The organism is Flavobacterium flavigenum, from assembly GCF_027111255.2.
In the GTDB taxonomy this organism is placed as follows: Bacteria; Bacteroidota; Bacteroidia; order Flavobacteriales; family Flavobacteriaceae; genus Flavobacterium; species Flavobacterium flavigenum.
The window spans coordinates 5,168,431-5,192,987 of sequence record NZ_CP114285.2 but is presented as its reverse complement, the minus strand read 5'-3'; the positions used below and the strand labels follow the sequence as shown (position 1 = coordinate 5,192,987).

Annotated in this window: 11 protein-coding genes; all 11 read right to left on the bottom strand. The window is 37.0% G+C overall.

Going from position 1 to position 24,557, the window contains the following annotated elements; genetic code table 11:
• Nucleotides 1–20 precede the first annotated feature (20 nt).
• The 11 genes from OZP09_RS21515 to OZP09_RS21465 all read right to left on the bottom strand — a co-directional run bounded on the left by OZP09_RS21515 (nucleotide 21) and on the right by OZP09_RS21465 (nucleotide 24,546).
• The gene (locus OZP09_RS21515; protein WP_269235674.1) at nucleotides 21–539 is read right to left on the bottom strand and encodes a hypothetical protein; all 519 of its coding nucleotides are present in this window, start codon (nucleotides 537–539) and stop codon (nucleotides 21–23) included.
• 1,061 nt (nucleotides 540–1,600) lie between these two features.
• Nucleotides 1,601–3,532, bottom strand: a complete 1,932-nt coding sequence (locus OZP09_RS21510; protein ID WP_281309986.1) for a glycoside hydrolase family 43 protein — start codon at nucleotides 3,530–3,532, stop codon at nucleotides 1,601–1,603.
• Nucleotides 3,533–3,777: 245 nt separating this feature from the next.
• Nucleotides 3,778–6,351, bottom strand: a complete 2,574-nt coding sequence (locus tag OZP09_RS21505) for an alpha-L-arabinofuranosidase C-terminal domain-containing protein (protein ID WP_281309985.1) — start codon at nucleotides 6,349–6,351, stop codon at nucleotides 3,778–3,780.
• Complete coding sequence (locus OZP09_RS21500; protein WP_269235672.1) at nucleotides 6,351–7,721, bottom strand: glycoside hydrolase family 27 protein; 1,371 nt, start codon at nucleotides 7,719–7,721, stop codon at nucleotides 6,351–6,353. Before OZP09_RS21500 ends, OZP09_RS21505 begins: the two co-directional genes overlap by 1 nt.
• A 130-nt stretch (nucleotides 7,722–7,851) precedes the next feature.
• Nucleotides 7,852–10,272 (bottom strand): glycoside hydrolase family 2 TIM barrel-domain containing protein, encoded by a 2,421-nt coding sequence (locus OZP09_RS21495; protein WP_269235671.1) that lies wholly within the window; start codon nucleotides 10,270–10,272, stop codon nucleotides 7,852–7,854.
• Nucleotides 10,273–10,353: 81 nt separating this feature from the next.
• Entirely contained in the window at nucleotides 10,354–11,940 is a 1,587-nt protein-coding gene (locus OZP09_RS21490) for a glycoside hydrolase (RefSeq protein ID WP_269235670.1), read from the bottom strand.
• Between the two features lie 199 nt (nucleotides 11,941–12,139).
• Nucleotides 12,140–13,777: a glycoside hydrolase gene (locus OZP09_RS21485; RefSeq protein WP_281309984.1), complete on the bottom strand. Its 1,638-nt coding sequence runs from the start codon at nucleotides 13,775–13,777 to the stop codon at nucleotides 12,140–12,142.
• A 1-nt stretch (nucleotide 13,778) separates the two neighbouring features.
• A complete protein-coding gene (locus tag OZP09_RS21480; protein ID WP_269235669.1) occupies nucleotides 13,779–15,380 on the bottom strand; it encodes a RagB/SusD family nutrient uptake outer membrane protein in 1,602 nt (533 codons plus the stop codon).
• A gap of 11 nt (nucleotides 15,381–15,391) precedes the next feature.
• Nucleotides 15,392–18,424, bottom strand: coding sequence for a SusC/RagA family TonB-linked outer membrane protein (locus OZP09_RS21475; protein ID WP_269235668.1), 3,033 nt, complete (start codon nucleotides 18,422–18,424; stop codon nucleotides 15,392–15,394).
• A 34-nt stretch (nucleotides 18,425–18,458) separates the two neighbouring features.
• Nucleotides 18,459–19,856 (bottom strand): cadherin repeat domain-containing protein, encoded by a 1,398-nt coding sequence (locus OZP09_RS21470; RefSeq protein ID WP_269235667.1) that lies wholly within the window; start codon nucleotides 19,854–19,856, stop codon nucleotides 18,459–18,461.
• A 685-nt stretch (nucleotides 19,857–20,541) separates the two neighbouring features.
• Complete coding sequence (locus OZP09_RS21465) at nucleotides 20,542–24,546, bottom strand: two-component regulator propeller domain-containing protein (protein WP_281309983.1); 4,005 nt, start codon at nucleotides 24,544–24,546, stop codon at nucleotides 20,542–20,544.
• Nucleotides 24,547–24,557 lie beyond the last annotated feature (11 nt).

Sequence of the window (24,557 nt, the reverse complement as noted above, 5' to 3'; positions counted from 1 at the left end):
ACGACGGTTAGCGGATGTTTTTATTTTTTAAAGTAAATATTCTTGAGAAATTCAATTTTTTCGGCTCTACTTTTCGGTTCTCTTTTGTTGTCATCCGTCAAGCTCAATCCAATTAATTTGCTGTTTCTAATTCCGCTAAAAATGAAACTTTCAATATTTTTGTCGATTATTTTTAATCTCCAAATTATGTATTTATCCGTTTCGTTTGTTTCAATTTTCTCTATTTCTATGTTTCCATCATCTTTTTTCCAAAATTCTGTTTCCCAAGCATAGAATTTATTTAAAAATTCCAGTTCAGTCATTTCTTTGTTATAAAACTCAAAAATTTCTGGTTTTCTAACATTTATAAGTAAAGTAAGTTCTAATTTTTTGTTTGCAAAACCCCATTGTGCAGAATTCTCAATTTTTCCAATATGTTTCCACTTTCCTGGTAATTCAAATAATTCGTTATTTATTAAATATGGTGTTTTTGATTGCCCGAAAGATAAATTTGAAAATATAAATATTGTGAATAATACTTTTAAAAACTTAATTTTCATATAGTTAATTTTTCGATTTTTTGTTTTCGATATTGTCTTTATTCCGCAGTTTTTCTCCAAAATATCCGCTAACGTTTCGCGGCTATGCGAAGTGCCTTCTCTTTGCCGCTTCACTAATAATAGCTAAAATAGCCAAATTTTTCAATTTGTACTATTTTATCCAAAAAAAGCGGAAGGCATTTCTCATAGCCGCTGTTGGGAGTAGTTACTGACTTATACACAATCCATATTTTAATCAGTAACGGAGTTGGATAGACTACTCCTGTCTTTTTCTTTCTACACAATCCAAATCAATGAAACCAATTATTTATTGCGCTTAGCAAGCCTGCTAGGCGAAGTCAATAATAGGGGTTTTTGGGCGCTGTTTTTTTGGGATGTTTAAGTTTTCGAAAGTAAGTTCTTGACTTTGTCATTTATTTTCGATAACTTCGCCAAGTCTTTTACGTTGTCAAACGTATTGAAAGTGAACTTTCTACGATTCCCAATCGAAAGACTTGAAGCCTAAATGCTTTATCCTTTAAACATCCCAAAAAAATATCCCGAAAATTTATTGTGCAAGAAACTCCGTAGTCTACTGCCAATTACTCCCAACTCGTTTATATGCGAATAAATTTAGCCTATTTTATTCTATATTGGCATGTTATGCGCATGTTTTGGTTTGTATTTATGCGTTTTATTGCCATACAAAAATAAAATTTTTTCTTACATATCAAAGGAATTGATGACTTTTGTAATGAATTTACTTGATTATGTATGCGTTTCGCTTATTCCCTGTTGTTGTTCTCCTCTGATGATTTCCTATCTTAACTAATGTATGTTTAATAATTTTTAATTTAGCGATTTATGTTTAAACCATTTGATTTATAAACTATTCTTATATAAATCTAAGATATCTTTTAAATAGTATAGCCCAGATGGTAGTGGCATCCTTTTATGCCGGTGTTCGGCATAAAAGATATAACGGACAGCTGGAAATAGCTCCCTAAAACTCAAATTCTATAAAACAAAAAAAGCTGCTCCGGGGCAAAGTAGAGCAGCTTTTTACAACTAAATAATTTGCATTACTTAATTGCCTGTATTCCTGTATGGGTTGGGGTTGCCTGTTTAATGGTTCCGTCCGGATTGAATTCTAATTTGTCAATGCAGACTTCACGGTGAAAACCTCCGGCCTCGCCCATTTTTATTCCGGTTGGATATGAAAATCGGTGGTACGTGATATACCATTCGTCTTTATTGGGAATTTGTAAAACCGAATTATGACCTGTTGCATAGATTCCCTGATCCGGGATTCCCTGAATTACGATGTTGTTTTCGGGAATTTCAATTGGTCCCAGAGGCGATTTTGAAGTTCCGTAGCGCACTTTGTAATTCGGACTTCTGGTATCGTCTTCGCTCCACATGAAATAATAGGTTCCTTTTCTGTAAATCACATAGGTTCCTTCACGGAATGTTTTATCAACTTTAATGAGCTTCACATCGCCTTTGAATGAAATCATATCATCATTCAGTTCAGCTACAGCCATATATCCGTTACCCCAGTACAAATAGCTTTTTCCAGTTTTAGGATCTGTAAAAACATCCGGATCGATTTCCTGACCGCCTTTTACTCCTTCCGGTCTGGTCGCTACCAAAGCTTTTCCGCTGTCTTTGAAAGGTCCTGCAGGATTGTCTGAAACGGCAACACCAATTTTTTGCGCTGCAGTGAAATAATAGAAATATTTGTATTTTCCTTTTACTTTTTTCTCTACAATACAAGGCGCCCAGGCATTTCTGTTGGCCCAGCTTACATCTTTTGGAAGATCCAAAATCACACCTTCGTCTTTCCAGTCTACTAAATTATCAGATGAAAAAGTTTTAAAATACTTTCCGGACCAGCCATCAAATCCATCGCTGGTTGGGTAGATGTAATATTTTTTGGTTTTATTTGAATATAAAATATCAGGATCGGCATAGTAGCCTTCTAAAACCGGATTGTTATTGATTTTTGGCAATTTTTCAGGAGTTCCCCATTTTGCAAGCAGCCTTTTTAATTCGGTACGCGTGATTGGCAAAATAGTTCCGTGACGCGGTTTGAAATCCATTGAAATCTCATCGTCAATTGCTTTGAAATTTTCTAAGTCGGTACTTTTTGTAAACTGGTATTTCCCTTTCATGTAAACGTCATACATCAGGATATAGTCATCTGAATTGTTCAATTTGAAAACACTCGAGCCTTCTACAGATTCTTTTGTCTGCTGCAGGTAATTGTCGTTTTCTGTCCATTTTCCTGAAGTCAGATCGGTAGTAGTAGCCACTTTAATTCCCGGCTTTTCGGTCTCGGTTTTGTAAAAAAGATGATATACGCCGTCTTTTTCTATGATATCGCCGTCAATACAGGCTTTTTGAGATTTTGGAATAAATAGCAATTTCGGCTCACTTTCTAAAGCTGTGAAATCTTTATTCGAGTAAGCGTAGTAAATTTTATCTGCTTCGTTTCCGTGCTGCATGCTGAAATAAATCAGATATTTTCCGGCTTTGGCATCGTAAATCGTCTGTGGCGCCCAGACACGTTTCAGGTTTTCATTGCCCGGAAATACTTTCTGAATATTTACGACACTGCTTTTCCAGTTAACAAGGTCAGTACTTTTTAGCAATACCATGGCACGATTGCTGTCCCAGCCTTTTGAAGAAGTCATATCGGTCAATACCATATAAAATGTTTTGCCGTCATCACCGCGCAAAATATGAGGATCGCGCACGCCACCTGTTGAACTGATTGCCTTACTGTCTATAACTGGTTTATCTTTGTTAAGGGTATAATAATGATAACCATCGGCACTTACTGCATAACGAACCGCTTCTTCTTCTACGCTGTTTCCGGTAAAATACACAAACAAATACGCGGTTAAATCTTTTCCGGCAATAACCGGTGGTGTTCCTGCTGCAGGCTGCTGTGCCTGTAGTACATTAAAAAATGCTACTAGTACTATAAGATAAAAATGTGTTTTTTTCATTATCATTTAATTTTATTTACTGTTTTAAACTCGTTGGGTGCAATTAGGTTTTTAATGATAATTTTTCGTCAGTTCAAGTGATCCCGATTTTTCATCGGGATTGTATCGAGAACAGATAAATTATCCATTAAAGACGGTTCTCGATACATTTTTTGTTCCGTTTCTCTTCACAAAAAACACTTGAACTGACGGTTTTAATAATTACATCCAACGGGCTCATTTAAATTCTAATCCCATTCAAAATTTTAAAAGCTTTCATTTAAAAGTGTTTTAGAGTTTATCTTCACACGGATTACTACGAAAGAATACGGAGGCAGTTCTTTTGAAAATGCTTCTTTGGCAGTCAGTTTCTGTGTAACTGGTCTCGCTGCTGTTTTATCCGGTTTTCCGGTCATCAGTGTATAAGTTGCATTTTCAGCGGTTGAAAAATTCGTCAAATCTATGGAAGGCGTTACCGCAGCCGGAAGAAGATTGACCAATTTTACAATCAAATCACCAGTAGCACTATCCTGAACAGCTGATATTCCGATACGCTTGCTGACATCGTTATTGGGGTCCGAAAGTTTTATAGTGTTTTGCAAATAAACATTGCCCGGATTCTGACCGTACAATTGCTGTACAAAATAATTTACCGTTGGTTTTACTTCATTCCCATTAAAATAAATCAAATCAGGATTCCATTGTGTGTGTTTTTCGCGTGCCAGTAATGGCGCATACGAAGCCATTGCAACCACATCACCATTTCGCTCGATTCCGGTCAGGTATAAAGCTTCGGCTAAAGCATTGTAAAACTTATTGCCCCAAGACGCATATTCACCCAGATATACTTTTGATTTTGAGCGGTCATAGCCGTCATAAAAACTTTGGTTGTTGATGAACCAGCCCGGACTCTGGTAATAATGTTCGTCAACAATTGGCAGTTTCATATCGTCTGCAAGTGCCCAGCCTTCGTTATAATCTGATCCTTCATTAAAAGGTCCAACAGTACCAATTACAATAATTTCAGGATATTTTTGCTGTACGGCTTTTATGATCATTCGGTAGCGTTCTTCGAAAACATCACTGATCAGGTCTTCATTTCCGATTCCGACATATTTTAAATTGAAGGGCTTTGGATGACCTGCTTCAGCGCGTTTTTTCCCCCAGACACTGGTTGCGCTTCCGTTTGCGTATTCAATCAAATCCAAAACATCCTGCACGTATTCGTCCATATCTTTCATCGGGATTCCGAATTGCTGTCCGGCCCCTCCGTCAGAAGAGTTCTGGCAAGGAACACCGGCTGCTAAAACCGGAACTGGCTCTGCTCCCAGATCCTCACAAAACTGAAAGTACTCAAAATACCCTAATCCCATGGACTGATGGTAATTCCAGATATTTCGTGAAGGGATACGGCTTTCCAAAGGTCCAATCGTATTTTTCCATTTGTAAATATTATGAATTCCATCTCCATGTGCTACACAGCCGCCCGGAAAACGCACAAACTTAGGATGCATTGCTGCAATAGTTTCTGCCAAATCTGCCCGAAGACCATTTTTACGGTTTTTGAAAGTCTTTTGCGGAAAAAGCGAAATCATATCAACAGCGGTTTCGCCAGTTGTACTGATTTCCAAATGGGCATCTGTAACGGTTTTGGAAGGTTTTAGAACAGCATTTACTTTTTTCCATGAAGCACCTGATTTTAAAGAGGCTTCTGCCAAAGTTTCTCCTGAAGCCGACTTTAATTTTACAACAAAACCTGCGCCTTTTGCAAATACACTAAAATCATATTTTTCATTGGCTTTAAGCGGAATGCCGTCAAATCCGGTGTTGCTGATAGTTCCTTTTGTAACTACAGCATAATTTGGATTGTTGATATGAATCGGGTTTTCTTTTGCGATTTTAAAATCACCGTTCCATGCCATTGTTGCGTTCCATTTTTCATCGCTGCCTTTTTTATCGTGCAATGTATATTCGAAACCACGATTTTGAATCAGTTCGCCATATAAACCGCCATCTGCAGCATAATTAATATCTTCAAAAAATACGCCTGTAAGCATATTGCTTATTTTTTTAGAGTCTTTCGTAGTGATACTGATTTGAGCCGTTACAGGCTTTAAACCTGTAAATAATATACTGTCACTTTTTGGAGAAGCATCATTCTGTTTGTCCCTGAACTTAGAAGCTTCCATATTTTTGATCAGTGAATTAACAAGGTTCCACTCTACTTCGGTCACTGTTCCTTTTACATTTTGTCCCTGCAAAATAATCTCAGTTCTCGAAGGAAGACTTTCTGTATGAATTGTTGTTGCACTATAATTTTTAAAGTCTTTCGTGGTATTCGAATAGTTTTTATTATCAACTGTCCAGTGAATCACATACTGTTCGTTTTTACGGCTTACTTTTATATCTTTAATGATCGGCTTCCCCTCTGTTTCTAAGTTTTTCATCGCCTGAACGTAATTCTGGCTTTTCCAGTTAATCAGATTTTTGCTGGAAGCATGTGCAAAAACATCATCATTTACACTCCACAAACAATGAAAAATTCCATTATCATCTTTTATAAAATATGGTTCCGTCATGCATTTGCCTGTTGGTCCCCAGCTGCCGTAATCTGATTTTAAAAAACTGTGTTCAGGTCCTATCGCAAACCAGTTTTTCTGATCTGCGCTCCAGGCAAAATGAAGTCCGTTTCTGCCGTTGCTTTTTAATGTCGAATACGCAAAAAGATAGACCTTGTCTGGTTTCTCCTCTTTTATTTTTAAAGTAAAAGCAGAAGAAAACAAAACAATGACTAAAAGCGATAGCTGAGCCAGCAGTTTTTTCGATGAAAAGTGCTTCATTATTTTTTGCTTTTTAGTTTATAAAGAACAGAACTGTGAGGTTTTAAAGTTGTGGAAACTTCTTTTGAAGAAAGATTTACTTTTTCGCGTGTCCACATGTTTTTACAATCTGCTAAACCGGCAATATGAAGATCTGAAAGACTTACCGAAACGTTTTGTGTTTCTGTATCTGAAATATTAAACAATGCCAGATATACGCTATCATCTTTTGGATTTCTTGAAGTCACCGCAATTTTTCCGTCTTTGTGAAAAAGCTGTTTTACATCAGTACTTTCATTGTGCATTTTTACTACTTCTTTGTTCGTCAGCAATGCTAAAGTAAAGGCATCATTGCTAGGCAGATCACCTCCAAAGAACAAAGGCGATTTAAAAATATTGAAAAAAGTAATCAAGGTGTATTGTTCATCTTTTGTCAGACGGGTCATTCTGTCTTCTCCTCTTTCTCCCCTAACTGAAATACGTCCAAGCGGAATCATATCGCAATCAGGCCATGTTCCCGGAGCAATGTACGGATACCATTTTTGCGCTACATCCATTAAATGTGTAATGTGTGGCCAGGTATCCCAAACATCATCTACCATACGCCACATATTGGCGTGTTCTTTTACGTGAGCAGCAGCTGAAATTGGCGTTTCTCCAGGTGAAGTACTTAATACGATTTTACGCCCGCATTTATCTATTGCATTTCTGATTAAATTGATTTCACCTTCGTGATACGGTCTTGACAAGTCATCAATTTTAATGAAATCTACGCCCCATTGTGCATATAATTCAAAAATAGAATCGTAGTATTCCTGTGCTCCCGGTTTATCAGCCAAAATGGTATAATTGTCTTTCAGCCATTCGCATTGCAAAGCCGTTGTGTAAATCTGATCGGCTGTGATTCCGTTTGCACCTTTAATTGGCATTTTTTCTTCAACTGCTTTTTTAGGAATCCCGCGCATAATGTGGATTCCGAATTTCAATCCTTTTTTATGAATATAATCTGCTAAAAGTTTGAATCCCTGATTGTCTTTTGCAGAAGGAAAACGGTTTACAGCAGGCTGATATCGTCCGTATTGGTCTATTACGTAACGTGGGTCTGTCTGGTTGTAGCCTCCGGCTTTATCATTTTCTACAAACCATCTGATATCAACCACTACATATTCCCATCCAAATTTCTTCAGTTTCTGCGCCATATAATCCGCATTGGCTTTTACCTCATGTTCTTCCACTGTCGGACCGTAGCAATCCCAGCTGTTCCAGCCCATGGGAGGAGTTTGTGCCCATTGCTTAAATTCGTCTTTCTTAAAAACTGCTTTTTGAGCATTTGAAAAAAATGGTGTTAAAAATATTCCTAATCCAAATATAATGATGCTTTTAATTTTCATATCAATAAAAAATAAGTGTTAATAGTACACTTCAAATATAATAAACTTTTATTCATTTATAACAAAAAACCTGCCTGCGAATACCAAAAATGCAGACAGGTTTAACTCAAACTAAAATAAACTAACTAACTTATCTTACATTCACCGTAATTTCAACCGGTTTTAACCATTGGCTGGTAAAAGTGACTTTGATAGGCTGCGCTTCTCCGGTTGCTTCAATGTATGCCGCAATATGTCCGTGATAAACTCGCTGAATATTATCTGTATAATCTGTCATGTCGCTGTTGTTTCCTGCTTCAAGTCCTAATAAAACTCCAGGACCAGTAATCGTACAAGTCACTTCATTATCTGAAAGCATCACCGGAAGACCCTTTTGATCTTTAACCTGAACCATTATTTTAGCAACGCCTCTGTCTTTGCTAATGGTGATATCTTTTTCAACAATCGTTAATTCAACCGGCTGTTGGGTTGTTGTGATTGCGTAACGGCTTACTTCTTTATCGTTTTTATCTAATCCAACCGCTTCTAATTTTCCTGAAGCAAAAGGAATATCCCAGTAAATGATTCCGGTTTTTTCGTCGTATAATTTGGTTTCTCCAACTACTTTTCCGTTTAACTCCAAACGTGCTTTTGCAGCATTCGTATAACAAACCACACGGATTTTCTGCCCTGCCTCGTAGTTCCAGATTGCCCATGCATCTTTAGAAACATCTTTCTCATCTTTCAATGGATAAGTCCCTAAATACGCCATTGGTTTATCTGACCATAATGACTGACGGAAATAGCCTCTTGGCTTGATTACTCCTGCAAAATCAACCAGTCCGGAATAAAATCCTCTTGAAGGCCATCTTCCTGATTCACCTAAATAATCAATTCCTGTCCATAAAAACTGTCCGAAAATATGTTTGTTGTTTTTTACAGCCAGCCATGGTTCCATGTCGTGCACATTTTCACTTCCGAAAATTACCCTTTTTGGATATTTTTCATGATCCGACTGGTATTTGCTTTCTGTATAATTGTATCCTGTAATATCCAAAGCTCCCGGATATTCAGTTTCGTTAGACATGGCTACACCTGCAAGACCTGCTGTTGTAGGGCGCGATTTATCGTATTTTTTTACTGCTGCAACCAGACGTTTCGCAATTGCACCAAGACGCATCGCATCAGGAGCATCTTTTTTATACCCTCCGTAATTTGCCTGTCCGAATCCATTTTTACCCTGATCTAAAACAGGATGCGAATACGGATCGTTTGGATAATCTACTTCATTACCTATACTCCATCCAAAAACAGAAAGGTGGTTTCTGTCACGGCGTACAAAATCTTCTAAGTCTTTTTCTGCCCAGTCGGCAAAAATATCAAATGATCCTTCAAATCCTGGTGTTCCGTAATTCCAGCCTTCCAGCCATTTACGCTTAGGAAATTCCCACTCGTCATAGGCTTCATTTAATACCAATAATCCTAATTCGTCGCAAAGTTCATAAAATTCAGGAGCCTGTGGATTATGGCTCGTACGGATTGCATTTACACCAATTTCCTTTAATGTCTGTAATCTGGTTTTCCAAACTTCACGAGGAACTGCTGAACCCAAAACTCCGGCATCGTGATGTAAACAAACACCTTTCATTTTCATCCATTTGTCATTTAATGCAAAACCATTATTTGGATCGAAAGTAAATTTTCTGAAACCTGTTTTGGTAATCGTTTCATCGATTTGTTTTCCGTCTTTTAAAACCGTCGTTTTTAACTGATACAAATTCGGATTCTCCAAATCCCATAATTGCGGATTTTTGATGTTTAATTTAGTCGAAATTTTTCCGTTTTGATTGGCTGCCACATCCACTTTTGAAGAAGACTTAGCCACTGTTTTTCCATCTTTCGAAATCAATTCATTAATTACCGTAAGAGCTGATTTTGATGCTGAACCATTTTCAACCTCAACCTCAACATTCAAAGTTCCAGCTCCTTTTTTTACTTCAGGATAAGCGTAAACACCCCATTGTGCAATATGAACCGGATTTGCATATACTACCCATACATCCCTGTAAATCCCGGAACCGGTGTACCATCTTGAATCGGCACTCTGGCTGTGGTCCACACGAACTGAAATAGTATTTTCTCCTCCATATTTTATAAATGGTGTCGCATCATAAGCAAAAGAAATATAACCGTTTGGACGTTTACCTAACGAATGTCCGTTGATGAAAACCTCGCTACGGTTGTAAACGCCTTCAAAATACAAATACACTTTTTCTCCCGATTTGCTCTGTGGAATATTAATTGATTTTCTGTACCAGCCAATTCCGCCTGGAAGAAAACCTGTACAACTTGCCAATGTTGGGCTCAGCTGGCCTTTTACACTCCAGTCATGCGGCACATTTATCTTTTGCCATTTACTGTCGTCAAAAGCTGTGTTTTTTGCATCCGGAGTTTCCTGTAAATTGAACTTCCAGTTGTCATTAATTTTTTTAGAATCCCCAAACGAAATCTGACTGCTCGCTGACAGACACGAAAAGAGTAATACGGGTAATAGGATCTTTTTTGTAAACATGATTTTTTAGTTAATTTTTGTTTCAGGTTTCAGGTTTCAAGTTCGCTTCAAACGTGAAACCTGAAACCTGAAACTTCATTTTTAATATTGTAATTCTCCCACAAATGTTACTACAGACCTTGCCGGAATTTCCAGGTTATCTGTTTTCTGAACTGTTCCTCTTTTTAAATTAGAGGTTTCAGAAGTTGTGTAAGGAGTAAATTCGTTGTTTTTTACAGCTCCTTTTGATAAATCAAATTTGTATTGCTGCGTTTCTTTTCCACAATTTACTGCTACTACAATCAGTTTTTTGTTCTGAACATCTTTGTAAGCCGTTAGCATGACATCATTTGCGGCATCCATTTCATTTTGATTCGGCACATCAATCCTTAGCATTCCCGGACGTACAAACAAAGAGTAATTCCCTAAAGCCCAAAGCAGTTTTGAATCGTGAAATTCACCATCATTGCGAACATAATCAGGTGCTGTTCCTCCGTTAGTTTTTCCGTCATCCAGATAGATTAAACCATCTTTGTAATCTACACGCGTAATAGAAGTCCACCACTGCCATGAAGCCGCATTGGCAACCGCAATATCATTATGAATTAATCTCGCTACGAACAAAGCGGTCTGCATTCCTAAATCCCTTCCTCCGCCTGAACCACCCGGTATTTCAGCTTCTCCCGGATTTTCTAAAATGCAGTATTCAGACTGCCAGTATTTTAATCCTGGTTTCTGTTTTACTTCTGCAGCAATCAATTTTCGGCTTAATACTTGTTTTTCAACTGGCCATGTAGTAAAATAACTGTGTCCGAGAATGACATTTTTTACATTTGAAAGCTTTGAAACGTTGGTTTTTGTCTTTCCAAAGAAATAATCAATCTGATTGTCACGATTTTCGGCATTTACATTTCCATATAAATAATCGATTTGTGCGGCTTCAGCGATTACGATTTCGGTTTTCATTTTATTGGCTTTCAGCTTTTCAGAAAGCGCTTTGGTTACCTCATAAATTTCCTGATTCGTTGCCGGAGTACCTTCCTGACTGTTGGTTTCACCGCTTTTTGGCATCCATTCCCACTGAGGTTCATTTAAAGGACTGACATAATCGAATTTTATTCCTTCCTTTTTCTCCAGTCCCTGAATACTTTGAACTAAAAAATCGGCAAATTTTGGAATTGCACCATCTTTTAGATTCAGTTTATTCTTTCTGGAAGAAAAAGATAATCCATTATGCGTCATATAAACCGGCGGACTGTTAGTAAAAATCAGGAATTTTTCAACTCCTCTTTTTTTGGCTGCCTGCAGAAACCATCTCTGTCCTTCCTGCTTAGAAAAATCATAGGTTCCATCGGCATTCAGAAAACATTCGCTTCTTCTCCATTCGTCAGAAACTTTACTGTTTTCGCCTTGTTCCGTACTTCCTGCCCCGAGATTAAATCTCCAGATCGAAAGTCCGATTCCTTTTGGATTTCCCGCTGCATCAATTTCTTTGCTGAATAACAAATCTGCAATCGCATTCTTTTTTTGTTCAGGCCAGTTTTTACCCACGAATTGCGCTCTCCATGCATCCGAACCTCCAAAACCATCCATGGTCTGAACTACATTATCTGTACTGATAGTGATGGTTCGCTGTCCATACGACAGCGAACTCATTACTACTAAAAGCGAGAGATATACTTTTTTCATTAATTATTATTTTTTCTTATTGACGCGATCTTGCTATTCGCTTCGTTTGTCATTTCGAGGAACGAGCAATCTTCGCAAGAAACTCCGCAATACAAGTAGTCAATCTTTGTGGAGCTCCTTTTGGAGATCTCTCCTTCGTCGAGATGACAAGATTGTGGTTATATTCAGAACTTTTCAAAACCTTAGTCCCTTAGAACCTCTATTTATACGTTCCAACATACGTTACAACTGATCTTGCCGGAATTTCTAAATTCGTAGCATCAACAGCTGCACCTTTTTTCAGGCTTAATGTTTCAGAAGTGGTATAAGGTGTCAGTTTATTATCTGTTAAAGCACCACCGCTAAGGTTGAATTTGTATGTTTTTGCGGCTTTGCTGATGTTTACTGCAACGATTACCAGTTTTTTAGCGGCAACATCTTTGTAGGCTGTCACCATCACATCGTTTACAGCTTTTGCACTATCAACACTTGGAACCTGAACCCTAACCATTCCTGGTTTTACAAAGAATGAAAAGTTTCCTAAAGCCCAAAGTGTTTTGGAATCCCTGATGAATCCGTCATTTTTACAATAGTTGGCATCACCAGCACCATTGCTTGAACCATTATCAACGTGAATTAATCCGTCTTTGTAGTCTCCGCGGCTAATAGCTGTCCACCACTGCCATGAAGTTACACCTCCAACTGCAATATCGGTACTGATAATACGGGCTGTCCAAAGTGCCAGAGAAATTCCTAAATCCCTTCCAGGACCTGCACCACCCGGAAGCTCAGCTGTTCCAGGGCTTTCTAAAACGCAATACTCAGATGACCAAAGACTCAATCCTCCAATAGACTGCGCTCTTGCAGCAGCCAATTCCCTTGAATTCACTAACTCTCTCAAAGGCCATGCCTGCCAGTAACTGTGTGCAGAAATGGTTTTCTTAATATTGCTTAAACCTGCAATATTTTTAGATGAATTAGAAGCAAAGAAGTAGTCAATCTGGTTCGATCTGTTTTCTTTTCCTACAATTGTTTTATACAAAGGTTCATACGATCCTCCTTCTCCTACTACAATCTGAGAATTCAGTCCTTTTGACTGTAATTTTGGCGATAAGACATTTACAAAATTGTAAATATTCGTATTGGTAGCCGGAGAACCTTCCTGCCCTGAACCATCCCATTCGTATTGTGGCTCGTTGAACGGACTTACATAATCGATTGTTAGTCCGTGCTCTGATTTTAATTTATCTAATGAAGTTACCCAGAAATCGGCCAATTCCGGCATTTTTCCTTCTTTCAGATTGTAAAATTCTTTGATACTGGCATGCGCTTTTCCGTTTTGAGTTAAATAAACCGGAGCACTGTTTGAAAATGCCAGTAACTTGTCTACTCCACGGTCTCTTGCCGCTTTCATAAACCAAACCTGACCCGCTTGTTTAGTCATATCATAGGTTACTCCGTCTGTAGTAAAACATTCTGTACGTCTCCATTCGTCACCAATATCACTGGCATCACCCTGTTCAGCACTTCCTGACCCAAGGTTAAAACGCCATAATGATAAACCTATACCTTTTGGATTTCCTTCAGCATCAATATCTCTGCTGAAAAGTAAATCTGCCATTTGATTTTTTTTATCCAAAGGCCAGTTTTTTCCAATAAAATTACACTGCCAGGCATCAGAAGCACCAAAACTTTCCATGGTCTGAAGATTAGCATCCAGATTTACTTTCAATTCTGCAACAGCATTATCAGAATCAGCATTTTCATTTTTATCAGAATCACAGCTGGCGAAAAAAGAGCTGGCGAAAAGCAAGCCTGCACACAGCAGACTTACTCTATTATTTTTATATAATGTCATCTTAGTAGTTAGGGTTTTGAGAAATTACACCATTACTTAAATCTCTCTCGATTTGTGGTATTGGCCATAGTAAATGTTTAGCAGGATCAAAATTAATTCCTTTATCCTGTGGCTCTTTTGTATTTGTGGTTTCGTAAGGATCTGTAGAACTTAAGTTGTATTTAACAAAAGTTCCGTTTGGTCCCATCAAAGTTTCAATAACACGTTTTCCTGTTGTTGGATCTTTTTCACGACGGATGTCGAATAAACGCAATCCTTCAAAAGCCAATTCCAAACGACGCTCTTTGTAGATTTGTTTTAAAAGCGTTGGTCCTGAAATTCCTGTTTTAGGCTCCAAATCAACACGATCCCTGATGATATTAATGTCTGCCAAAGCATCTCCGCCTGTGTGATAGTTTGCCTCTGCTCTTGTCAGGTACATTTCAGCAAGACGAATCAACGGAATATTTAAAGGTAAATGTCCGTCTTTTTTATCCAAAGTACGACGTGTAGCAATTGGAATGTAATATTTACGGCAGATACGTCCTGATTTATTATCATTTAAACTGAATTTGTGAGTCGGGTTTAAAACCTCATCTCCGTAAGCAGCTTCTCCCCATTTGGTAATAGTGCTTCTGCGGCGGATTTCATCATTTTCAGAAAGATAAGCATTTTCTAAATCACTCGTTGGCATACACCATCCCCATCCGTCAATAACATCTTTGGCATCATTACTAGGAAAGTTTTTCTTGTCTTCTCCCCTTGCCCCTGATAAAGTTGGCAACATAGATCCTAAAGATTCGTTTTGAATAGAAGAAGACTGAGCTTCTAAAATAGATTCTTTACCATTATGATTGTTTACATTCCAGATATCCAGGAAATTTTCTTCTAATGAGTATGGCCCTTCTGTAATTACTTTGTTTGAATATAATTTTGCATCAGCCCACTTTTCCTGAAATAAAGAAACACGAGCCAACAAAGCATAAGCAGCCCATTTGTTTATTCTTCCGTTTCTGTTTACCGTAATTCCTTCTAACTTGGCAGCAGACTCTTTTAAGTCAGCTTCTATTTGCGCATATACCTCTGTAGCAGGGCTTCTCTCTAATTTTAAATCAGATGTCCCCAAAGATTTTGTATATAAAGGAACAGCTCCAAAAAGATTAACCAATTCGTAGTAGCAATATGCACGAACAAATAAGGATTCTCCCATATATTGATTTTTCTGAGCATCGGTAATTGGTGAGTTTGCCATTTTCTCTAAACCGATATTTGCAGATTGAATCGTATAATAATGTGCCGTATAAATACTATTCATATCCCCCATATTATCAGGAGTAACGATATATTGCGAACAAGGTCTGTGAGCTGAATTATCCTGACCTGTATTACCCATCCAGGCATCATCTGTTGCCATTTCATTTGTAATTCTTGGTGCAAGCAATGTGAACCAGTCTTTAGAAAGCAATAACCTTTGGGTTAATTCATTGGTGTATTTTTCGCATTCCTGCGCTGTCTGAAAATAGTTATCAAGTGTCTGTGTTCCTCTTTCTTCTTTTTCAATAAAATCATCACAGGAAACTGCAAACATTGAAAAAGCTAGTATTGATAAAATTATTTTTTTCATGTTTTCTATTATTAAAATGCTACATTAAGACCCATCAAAATTGTTGGCTGAACCGGATAATTCCAACCGCCAAAACCTGATCCTTTAACTCCATCATCCTTTTTAGGATCCCCACCTGCAACTTCAGGATCAACGCCAGAATAGTTTGTCCATGTCCATAAATTCTGACCTGACAATGATATTCTCAATTTATCTAAGCCAAATTTATTCTGGAACGTATAGCCTAGCTGAATATTCTTCATACGTACAAACGAACCATCTTCTACATAGAAAGAAGAAAATTTGGTGAAGTTTTCGTTATTGTCATCTTTAGATAAACGAGGAATATAATTAGAAGTTCCCTCGCCATGCCATGCCATCTGATCTAATCCGGCTACCTTGTTTGTTAAACTTGCACCGTTATACAAATCTGAGATGTTTTGGTTCACGATATCATTTCCAATACTTGAATAGAAATTAGCTACCAGATCAAATTGCTTGTAGGCAAAATTCAGATTTAGACCCACATTGTAATCTGCCCAAGGTGAACCGATTTTAGTTCTGTCATTTTCATCTATTTTCCCATCTCCATTCAAATCTTTAAAACGTATATCTCCAACTTGTGCTTTCTGTTGCATTTTGGTTCCATGTTCGTCAGTGTGAGCATTTAATTCGGTTTGGTTCTGAAATAATCCGTCTGCAACATACCCGTAAAAATAACCAGGTTCATCGCCTTTAACCGTCAAAGTTCTGTTTCCTGCTCCGTAAAGTCTTTCCCCTTCAGCTGACAAAGAAACCATTTCTACATTTACTGTTGTAAAAGTCAGATCTACACCGTAGGAGAAATCTCCTTTTTTATTTTTATACGAAAGCAATAAATCTATACCGCTTGACCGCATAGAACCTACGTTTGTCCAGATTGTTGCATATCCCGGAAAACCACTGTATGTTGGAAATTGTTTTTTGAACAACATATCGTTTGTTTGCTTCTGATAGTATTCCAATGACCCTGAAAATTTATTTTGCCACAAACTAAAATCAATTCCAAAATTGATGTCTTCAACGGTTTCCCATTTGATATCTTTGTTTGCCATAGAAGATGGGTAAGAAGTATCTACCATTTCACCCCCGATTACGTAATAACCTTGTCCAATATTAGACTGATAAACTGAAGCTGGAAGCCCCTGATTCCCTACTTTACCCCAACCTGCTCTCAATCTAAGATCGCTTATGACTTCTTTAGTGTTATCCATAAAACCTTCATTCGAAATTCTCCAGGATGCAGAAGCAGAAGGGAAATTAGCCCATTTATTATTTGCCATGAACTTTGAAGAACCATCACGTCTGAAAGTACCTGTAAAATAATATTTACTGTCATAGTTATAAGAAAAACGAGAAATGTATGACATTATAGAACTAGACCAGCTATTACCTTCGCTGTCACGGTTTTTAGTAGCTGCATTTACTTCTCTCATCGATTCTGAATTGTTAGGAACGCCTTCTCCATATCCCCAGACATCATTACCATTATACTCTTCCATTGTAGTACCAATCATTAATGAAGCATTGTGTTTCTCAGCAAATGTTCTTGAATATGTTGCTGTACTTTGCCATGTCCAGTCATGGTTTGTTGTCGCTCTTCTCTCAACACTGTTAATTTCTGCTTTTTCGTGAGCAGCATCAATGATGAAATCTGGTTTAAATATACTTTGTACTTTATTCCCTACTTCGATAGAAGCCTGAGTACGTAGTACAAGGCCTTTTATTGGCGTATATTGCAAATAACCATTTGTATTTAAATTATACTGGTCTGTATAATCATCATATCTTTTTACAGCAGCAACCGGGTTCCATACATACGAAGGAGAACGTGCATAGATGCTATATTCATTTTCTAATCCGGTTAACTCGTCTGCCGGTTTGTAAATTGGCGTAATAGGATCAATTTTAACAAAATCAGCCCAGTTTCCAGGACCTCCCCATGTTTCATAACGTGGATTTAAAGTAACTCCTGCGGAGAATTTATCTGAGAATTTAAAATCATTATTGATTCTCATCGTGATTCTTTCCCATCCTCCTATTTCATACATCGATTCTGAATTGTAATAGTTTAAACTAACAGCATACGTGTGCTTGTCTGAACCTCCCGAAGCTCCTAAAGAAGCATTCGTTACCGGAGAGCTTTTTCTGATTCCTGCACCCCACCAGTCTGTTGTTTTTCCTCTGTACTGAGAAGCATTTGGTAAATAATCTGAATAGCCCGAATTATTATAAGCGGTATTCATAATATTAGCATAACCTTCAGCATCTGCCATATCATACGGATTGTTCATCATCTGCATACCCGAACTAAGGTCAAAAGTAAATCTCGTTTTTCCTGATTTACCTTTTTTCGTAGTAATAAGAATTACCCCGTTTGACGCACGAGAACCGTAAATAGCGCTTGCAGAAGCATCTTTTAAAACCTCCATGGACTCAATTTCGTTATTACTTAAAAAGTTGATACTGGTTCCCATTGGAATACCATCGACTACATAAAGCGGATCTGTACCAAGGTTAAGAGTAGATATACCACGAATCAATACCCTTGGCTGTGCTCCTGGACCACCTTGTCCCGTAATCTGAACACCGGCTACTTTACCCTGTAAAGATTCGGTTACGTTACCAACTGTCATGGTCTGCAGTTCTTTTCCTTTTACTGAAGAAATAGAACTGGTTACATCGCTCTTTTTTACAGAAGCATATCCTACTACTACAATCTCATCTAACACCTGACTAGACTCCTCTAATGTTACATCCAGAGTAGTTTTATCTCCAACAGGAACGAGTTTAGTTGCAAAACCGATGAAAGAAAATTCAATCTGAGTATTTGCATTAGGAACAGAAATTGAGTATTTCCCATCAAAATCTGTTGCTGTTGAATTAGAAGTCCCTTTGACCATTACATTCACACCCGGAATCGGCACATTGGCTTTATCCTTTACAGTTCCTTTGATTGTTATTTGCGCAAACGATGCTGTACTGCATAGCAAGGCAATAAAAAACCATATATCTTTAAATTTCATATTTAGCTATTTTATTTATTAATGAGATAACAAATTATTTTTTTGTTATAAAGGCTCTTTCTAATTCAGTATCCAGAACTACTTTATAAACACCCGGAGCAGCAGGATATTTTGCATTACCATTTTCACCCGGTGACATTGTTGCAATACCATTTTTGATAAGTCTCCAGGAAGGACTCCACCATTGACCTGTAAAAGTAGCTTCCATAGTTCCTGTCAATGTATATTCTCCTACTAACTGGTATGGATTATTTGGATTGTTTGCTAAGTGTAGCCCTGTCTGAACCCATGCATCCCAAGTGTCCCAGGTCGCACCCTGAATTCCGCCACCGCAAACACTAACGAAAGGTCTTCTTTGCGCCTCAACATCATGCCATAATCCATTGGCTACATCAGCCCATACCTTACTTGTTGGTGTATATTTAGTTGCAGTATATTTTAATGTATTTGGATTTACTTTTATTAGGTAATATCCTTTTGTAGGTAAAATAATTGGTGCTGAAGCAAGATCATCAATAATGTTTCCTGAACCATCCAATCCAAAACAATGTGGACCAAAGTCAGATTCCTGTCCTAAGAAATAAATTTCTTTATTGTCTTTGTCGGCATAATATTTAAATTCAAAATCCTGTCCGCTTTTCTCGTGAAAATACATCGGAACACCAACAGCATCACTTACAAGATTAGTCCCTTTTGGCTGATCGCAAAGATAAAGAGCAGGATATTCATTAGTAGCGACAATATTGATGTTTAAGCTTCCGCTATTAGGAATTTTAAACTTATCTAAAGCCGTAATTGTCAATACATAATTTGCTGCAGTAAGAGGTAAAACATATTCTTTGCTGAATGTATAAGTTTGCGGTGAACCTTCTAACTTAATTGTTTCGTCTATATGCAGAGCGTCACATTTAATCTGAACATAATCGATACCAGAATCATCATTCACAACAAAATTTACCGGCATGATATTACTTGTCGATAATAAAATAACGGCTCCTTCTTTTGGAGACATCATACTTATTGCCGGAGCAGCAAAGTCTCCGTCCAGGCGTAAGTCAATTTCCTTATTAACAGTATTACCGGAAACATCTGTAATAGCTAATTTGATTTTAAAAGTTTCAGAAGTACCTCTGTCAGCAGGAACCTCAAAAAAATAACTTAAGTCGTAGGTTTTAAGCAAAGGCTCTGTTGCAAACGTAATGACTTTATCAAGTGACAATTCAGGTATTTGAATTTGTACACTTTTTAGCCCCAGGTCATCTGCCAAAGCGGCCTTTATTTCAAATTTTCTGGTTGGGGCACCATAAATTTCAGTTGTTGCAACCACTATCGTAGGGTCGTCAGAACTTGGAAAATCAGCTTCATTATTTTGACATCCTGTAAACAGAAGGGCAAAAAAAGCAAGAAAAAATAAAAATACATTTTTTTTCATTTCTTTCATTTTAAGGTTAGGTTAGTTGTTTTTTTTATTCTTAAAGGTATTATTGTTGATGTAGGTTATTCTTATCTCTGTTTTTTTTGGGGCAAACAGGAGTGTAACTTACTAATGGATTATTTCATATTTATTTTTTGTTTGGTTAATAGTCAGTTATTATTTATTTATAAAACCTCTACAGGTATCTAACTTTTGTATTAAAACCCGCAGCATTTTACTGCGGGCAGATAAGTAAATAAGAGAAAAACACTCTTATCATATTATTTTAAAGAACGCTCAATTCTTTAAACAGATCAAAAACTTATCTCAAAAACTAACACTTACAACATAAACGGTAACACAATTTAAAATGCTACTATTACCTGCAAAGAAATATGTAATTCCCACTTTTGATAAGGGGTAAAATGGAAAAAAAAGGAGGTCAAATTCGCAACAAGCGATTATTTAGACCTAAAAACTAAGAAGTACGAAAAAATAGAATCTTTTTTTTACATATAACACAATTACCAGGTGCTTTTATGAATATTCTAACAAACTGGATTTGCTGCTTATAAATCAAAGCTATTTACTCGTTTTGGCTGGTTCATGATAAGAATTTTGAAGAGGTTATATTCCAATCCTGCTTTCAGTAGATATGTAGAACTATTTTAAAATTAGGTATAGCTTTTTATGAGAAAGGCAATTATTTAATGATATTCAAATCAGAATTAAAAGAACTTTTATACTTCTTAATATATTCAGATGGCGTCATTCCGAATAACTTCACAAATTGCTGCCTGAAATATTTAGGATCTTCAAAACCAACTTCGGCACTTGCCTGTGCAATATTAATATCTTCGGTAAGCATGAGCATGGCAGCTCTTCGGATTCGCAACGAACGGATAAAAGCATTTAAAGTCTGTCCGGAAATAATTTTGATTTTAGTATAAAGCGTTCTGTGGCTCATACCCATTTCAAGCGCAAAGGTTTTAATCGTAAAATCTTTTTTATGAATGTTGGCCTCTACAATATCAATACATTTTTTCAAAATTTCCTGGTATTCAACCGGTACTTTCTGAGTATTCTCTTTTAAAGTGATACTGTTTAAAAAATAGGTCCGCAGATTGCTTCGGTTTTTCAATAAGGATTCAACACGGGCAACAAGTATTTCATCATCAAATGGTTTTGTAATGTAGTCATCAGCTCCATCGTTTATTCCCTGTAAATGTGTTTCAGGGTTTTTAGAAGCCGTGAGCAGAATCACCGGAATATGCGATAAATCATTGCTTTCCTTTATTTTTCTGCACAGCTCAAGGCCGTCCATTTCTTCCATCGTTATATCACTAATAACCAGATCCGGCATATGCTTTTTGGTCAGCTTTAAACCTTCTTCACCATTTTCAGCACTATACACGATATAATTCTCAGCAAATAATTTGATTAAGTAGTTTCTGATTTCAGTATTGTCATCTACAATTAAAACAGTTCGTTTTTCTGTAAGCATCACTTTTTGCAAATCGGCTTCAGAAAGTGTATTTTCAGATGTATTATCTCCCGAATCATCAATAATCAATTCATCAAACAGCTGGCTTCTTTTCTGAACATCATTGGTAATCTCTGCATTTTCGAAATGCCTGTCACCTTTTAGAAAGGTTAGTTTGAATGTACTTCCTTTACCTGGTTCACTGGTACAGCTTACGGTTCCTTTATGTTTGTCTGTAAAATATTTTACAATATAAAGCCCGATTCCAAAACCGGTTCCAATTGAAACTTTCGAATTGATTTGTTTGAACTTTTCGAAAATCACCTCAATATCTTTTTTATCGATTCCGTCCCCGTTATCGGTAATTTCAAGGTGAACCTCATCATCTGTCTCTGATAGTTTAAGATCAATTTTTCCACCAACTGAGGTGTATTTAAAAGCATTCGACATCAGGTTAAACAATGAAATTTCAATTTTTTCATAATCCCCAATAATCATAATTTCATGATCCGGAATAGTAAAATTGTACTCAATATTTTTGTCTTTTGCCTGATTTACAAAACACTGATATACTTCATTACAAAGATTATTGACATTTATAGGAGATAAGCGAAGAGAATCTGCATCATTTTCAGCTTTTCTAAAAAGCAAAAGCTGATCGACCAGACTCAAAAGCCGACGGGCGTTTCGGTGTGCAATTGCCAAATCACTTCCGGAAGAACCGTTTTGAACACTTTCTTTCTGAACTGCTTTTTTCAATGGATTTATAATCAGCGAAAGCGGTGTTCTGAATTCATGTGAAATATAAGTAAACATTGACGACTGTTTCTCGGCAATTTCCTTTTCTTTTTTGCTTTCAAGCTCTGCAATTTTAACCTTGTATTTTAATTTTTCTTTATTCTTCTGATAATCCAGATACACAAAAAGACCTCCGGCAATAGCCAGTAAATACAAAGAATAAGCCCACCAGGTTCTGTACCATGGTGGTAAAACCTGGATAGAAACCAAACTGACCTCTTTATTCCAGCCCCCTTTGAAATTCGTCGTTTTTACTTTAAAAATATATTTCCCTTCAGGCAATCTTGAATAATTTGCCCTTCTGTTCTGTCCTACATAATTCCATTGCTGATCCCATCCATCTAACAAATAAGCATAATTAATCTTATCTGCATTGTTAAAATCTAAAGCGACAAATTCCAGTGACAAAGTCGTTTGGTCATAATCTAAACTTACTTCTTTTATTTTATCTGAGTGCCTGTCAATTTCCGCTTTACTCTCCTCAATAGGCTGATTATTTACGTAAAAGTCTGTTAGCAACAGATGGTTTTCCTGACTGAAACTTTTAATATCTCCGGGAAAAAAGCTGTTGAAACCATTTATACCTCCAAAGAGAAATTCACCTGTAGACAATTTAATCCCGGCATTAAAACTAAACTGATTGCTCTGAAGACCGTCATTTACAGAGAAATTCCTAAAGGTCTTTCTTTTCTTATCAAACCTGCAAATACCATTATAAGTACTCATCCAGAGATTTCCTTCTTTGTCTTCTAGTAGTCTCAAAATAGTATTGGAAGAAAGTCCGTCATCTGTAGTAAGTCTTTTAAACGTATTCGTTTTTCGGTCAAACAGCAATAAGCCTCCCTCCTGCGTTCCGAGCCAGAGGTTTTTATCTTTGTCTTCATGAATACAGCGAACAGGATTGCCAATGGTCACTTTATTGATTTTCCTGGTTTCTTTTTCGATAGAATACAGCACAGAATAATTTCCGGCCCAGAGCTTGCCGTCTGATGTTTCTGTCATGCACTGCAGGTTATTTATTGATTTATCAAAAAGCACAAAACTGTTTGTAGCACGATCAAAAAGATACAACGAACCTTCGTTTGTTGCACTTGCCCAAATATTTGATTTTGAATCTTTATAAACAAACCAAATATTTTTTTCTACTTGTTTTGTAACAGGATTGTAACATGAAAACTGTGTTACCGAGTTATTTTTCGGATTAATCCTGTTTACACCACCTGCCCATGTAGAAAGCCAGATTTCGTTGTTATTATCCCTTACAATACCTGTTATAAATTTACTCGAAAGCTTATTTCCATAATTAATATAGGTATTTGTCCTGCGGTCCCAATATTTCAGTCCTGCACCGTCTGTTCCAACCCATAAATTGTTTTTTTCGTCTTCGCAGAATGATAATATAAAATTCTCTGCAGGATCATTGGCTTTGTACCGGATTGTTTTAAAATACACTGCCGAATTGCTGAGCATACTGATTCCGCCACGCAAAGTGCCAATCCATTTATTTCCTGCTTTATCTTCGTAAATACTCCAGACAGAATTACTTTTTAAGAGTTTGTTTTCTTTTACAGAACTATACAGAACTGCTTTTTTTTCTTTTCCTGTAACTTTATAAATACCATTGCCATCTGTGGTCACCCACATTTCTTTTTTCTTATCGATAAGAATGTCAGAAACTGTACATCTTCCGGAGAAGTAATTCTCAGAGAAAGAACCTGACTTTGTGTTAAACAGAAAAAGCCCCTCATCTGTTCCAAACCAAAGGTCCCCATCTGAAGCCAGTTCGAGTGTTTTTACTTCTACAGCAAACGGAAAAATAACTTTTAGCCGTTTTGAATCATTGCTATATACACAAAGCCCAACATTCCTGACATATACCCAGCACCTATTGTTTTTTGTATCATTTTGAATAGCTACCGCATCATAATTATGAACTACATTTCTGTTTCCCGACATCAGAAGCGGAACACTATTTCCGACAAAAGAGCCGTTTTCAAATACAAGTAAGCCTAAGTTTTGCGAGGCAACTAAAACACTGTTTTTAGAAATAGCTTTTACCTGATGAATTATATCTTTGACAATTTCAGGCTTTTTATTTAATGAAATATGTTTAACAGGATGAAACGCAGCACTGGTTTTATTGTAAACACACACGCCATTTGCACCGCCAATCCAAATATTATTTTTAGAATCTCCTTCGATGTTATAAATCGTATTAAAAGGCAGCGATTTTTTGTCATTGATCCGGTTACGGAATACCTTAAAATTATATCCATCATATCGGTTTAGTCCGTCATAGGTTCCAAACCACATATAGCCATCTGTATCCTGAAATATGGTCACAACCGAGTTATTGGATAGACCATCTGAAATATCAAGAAATTTCACCTGAGTTTCCTGTGAAGAAACTGGTACGTAAAATCCCATTAATAAAATCA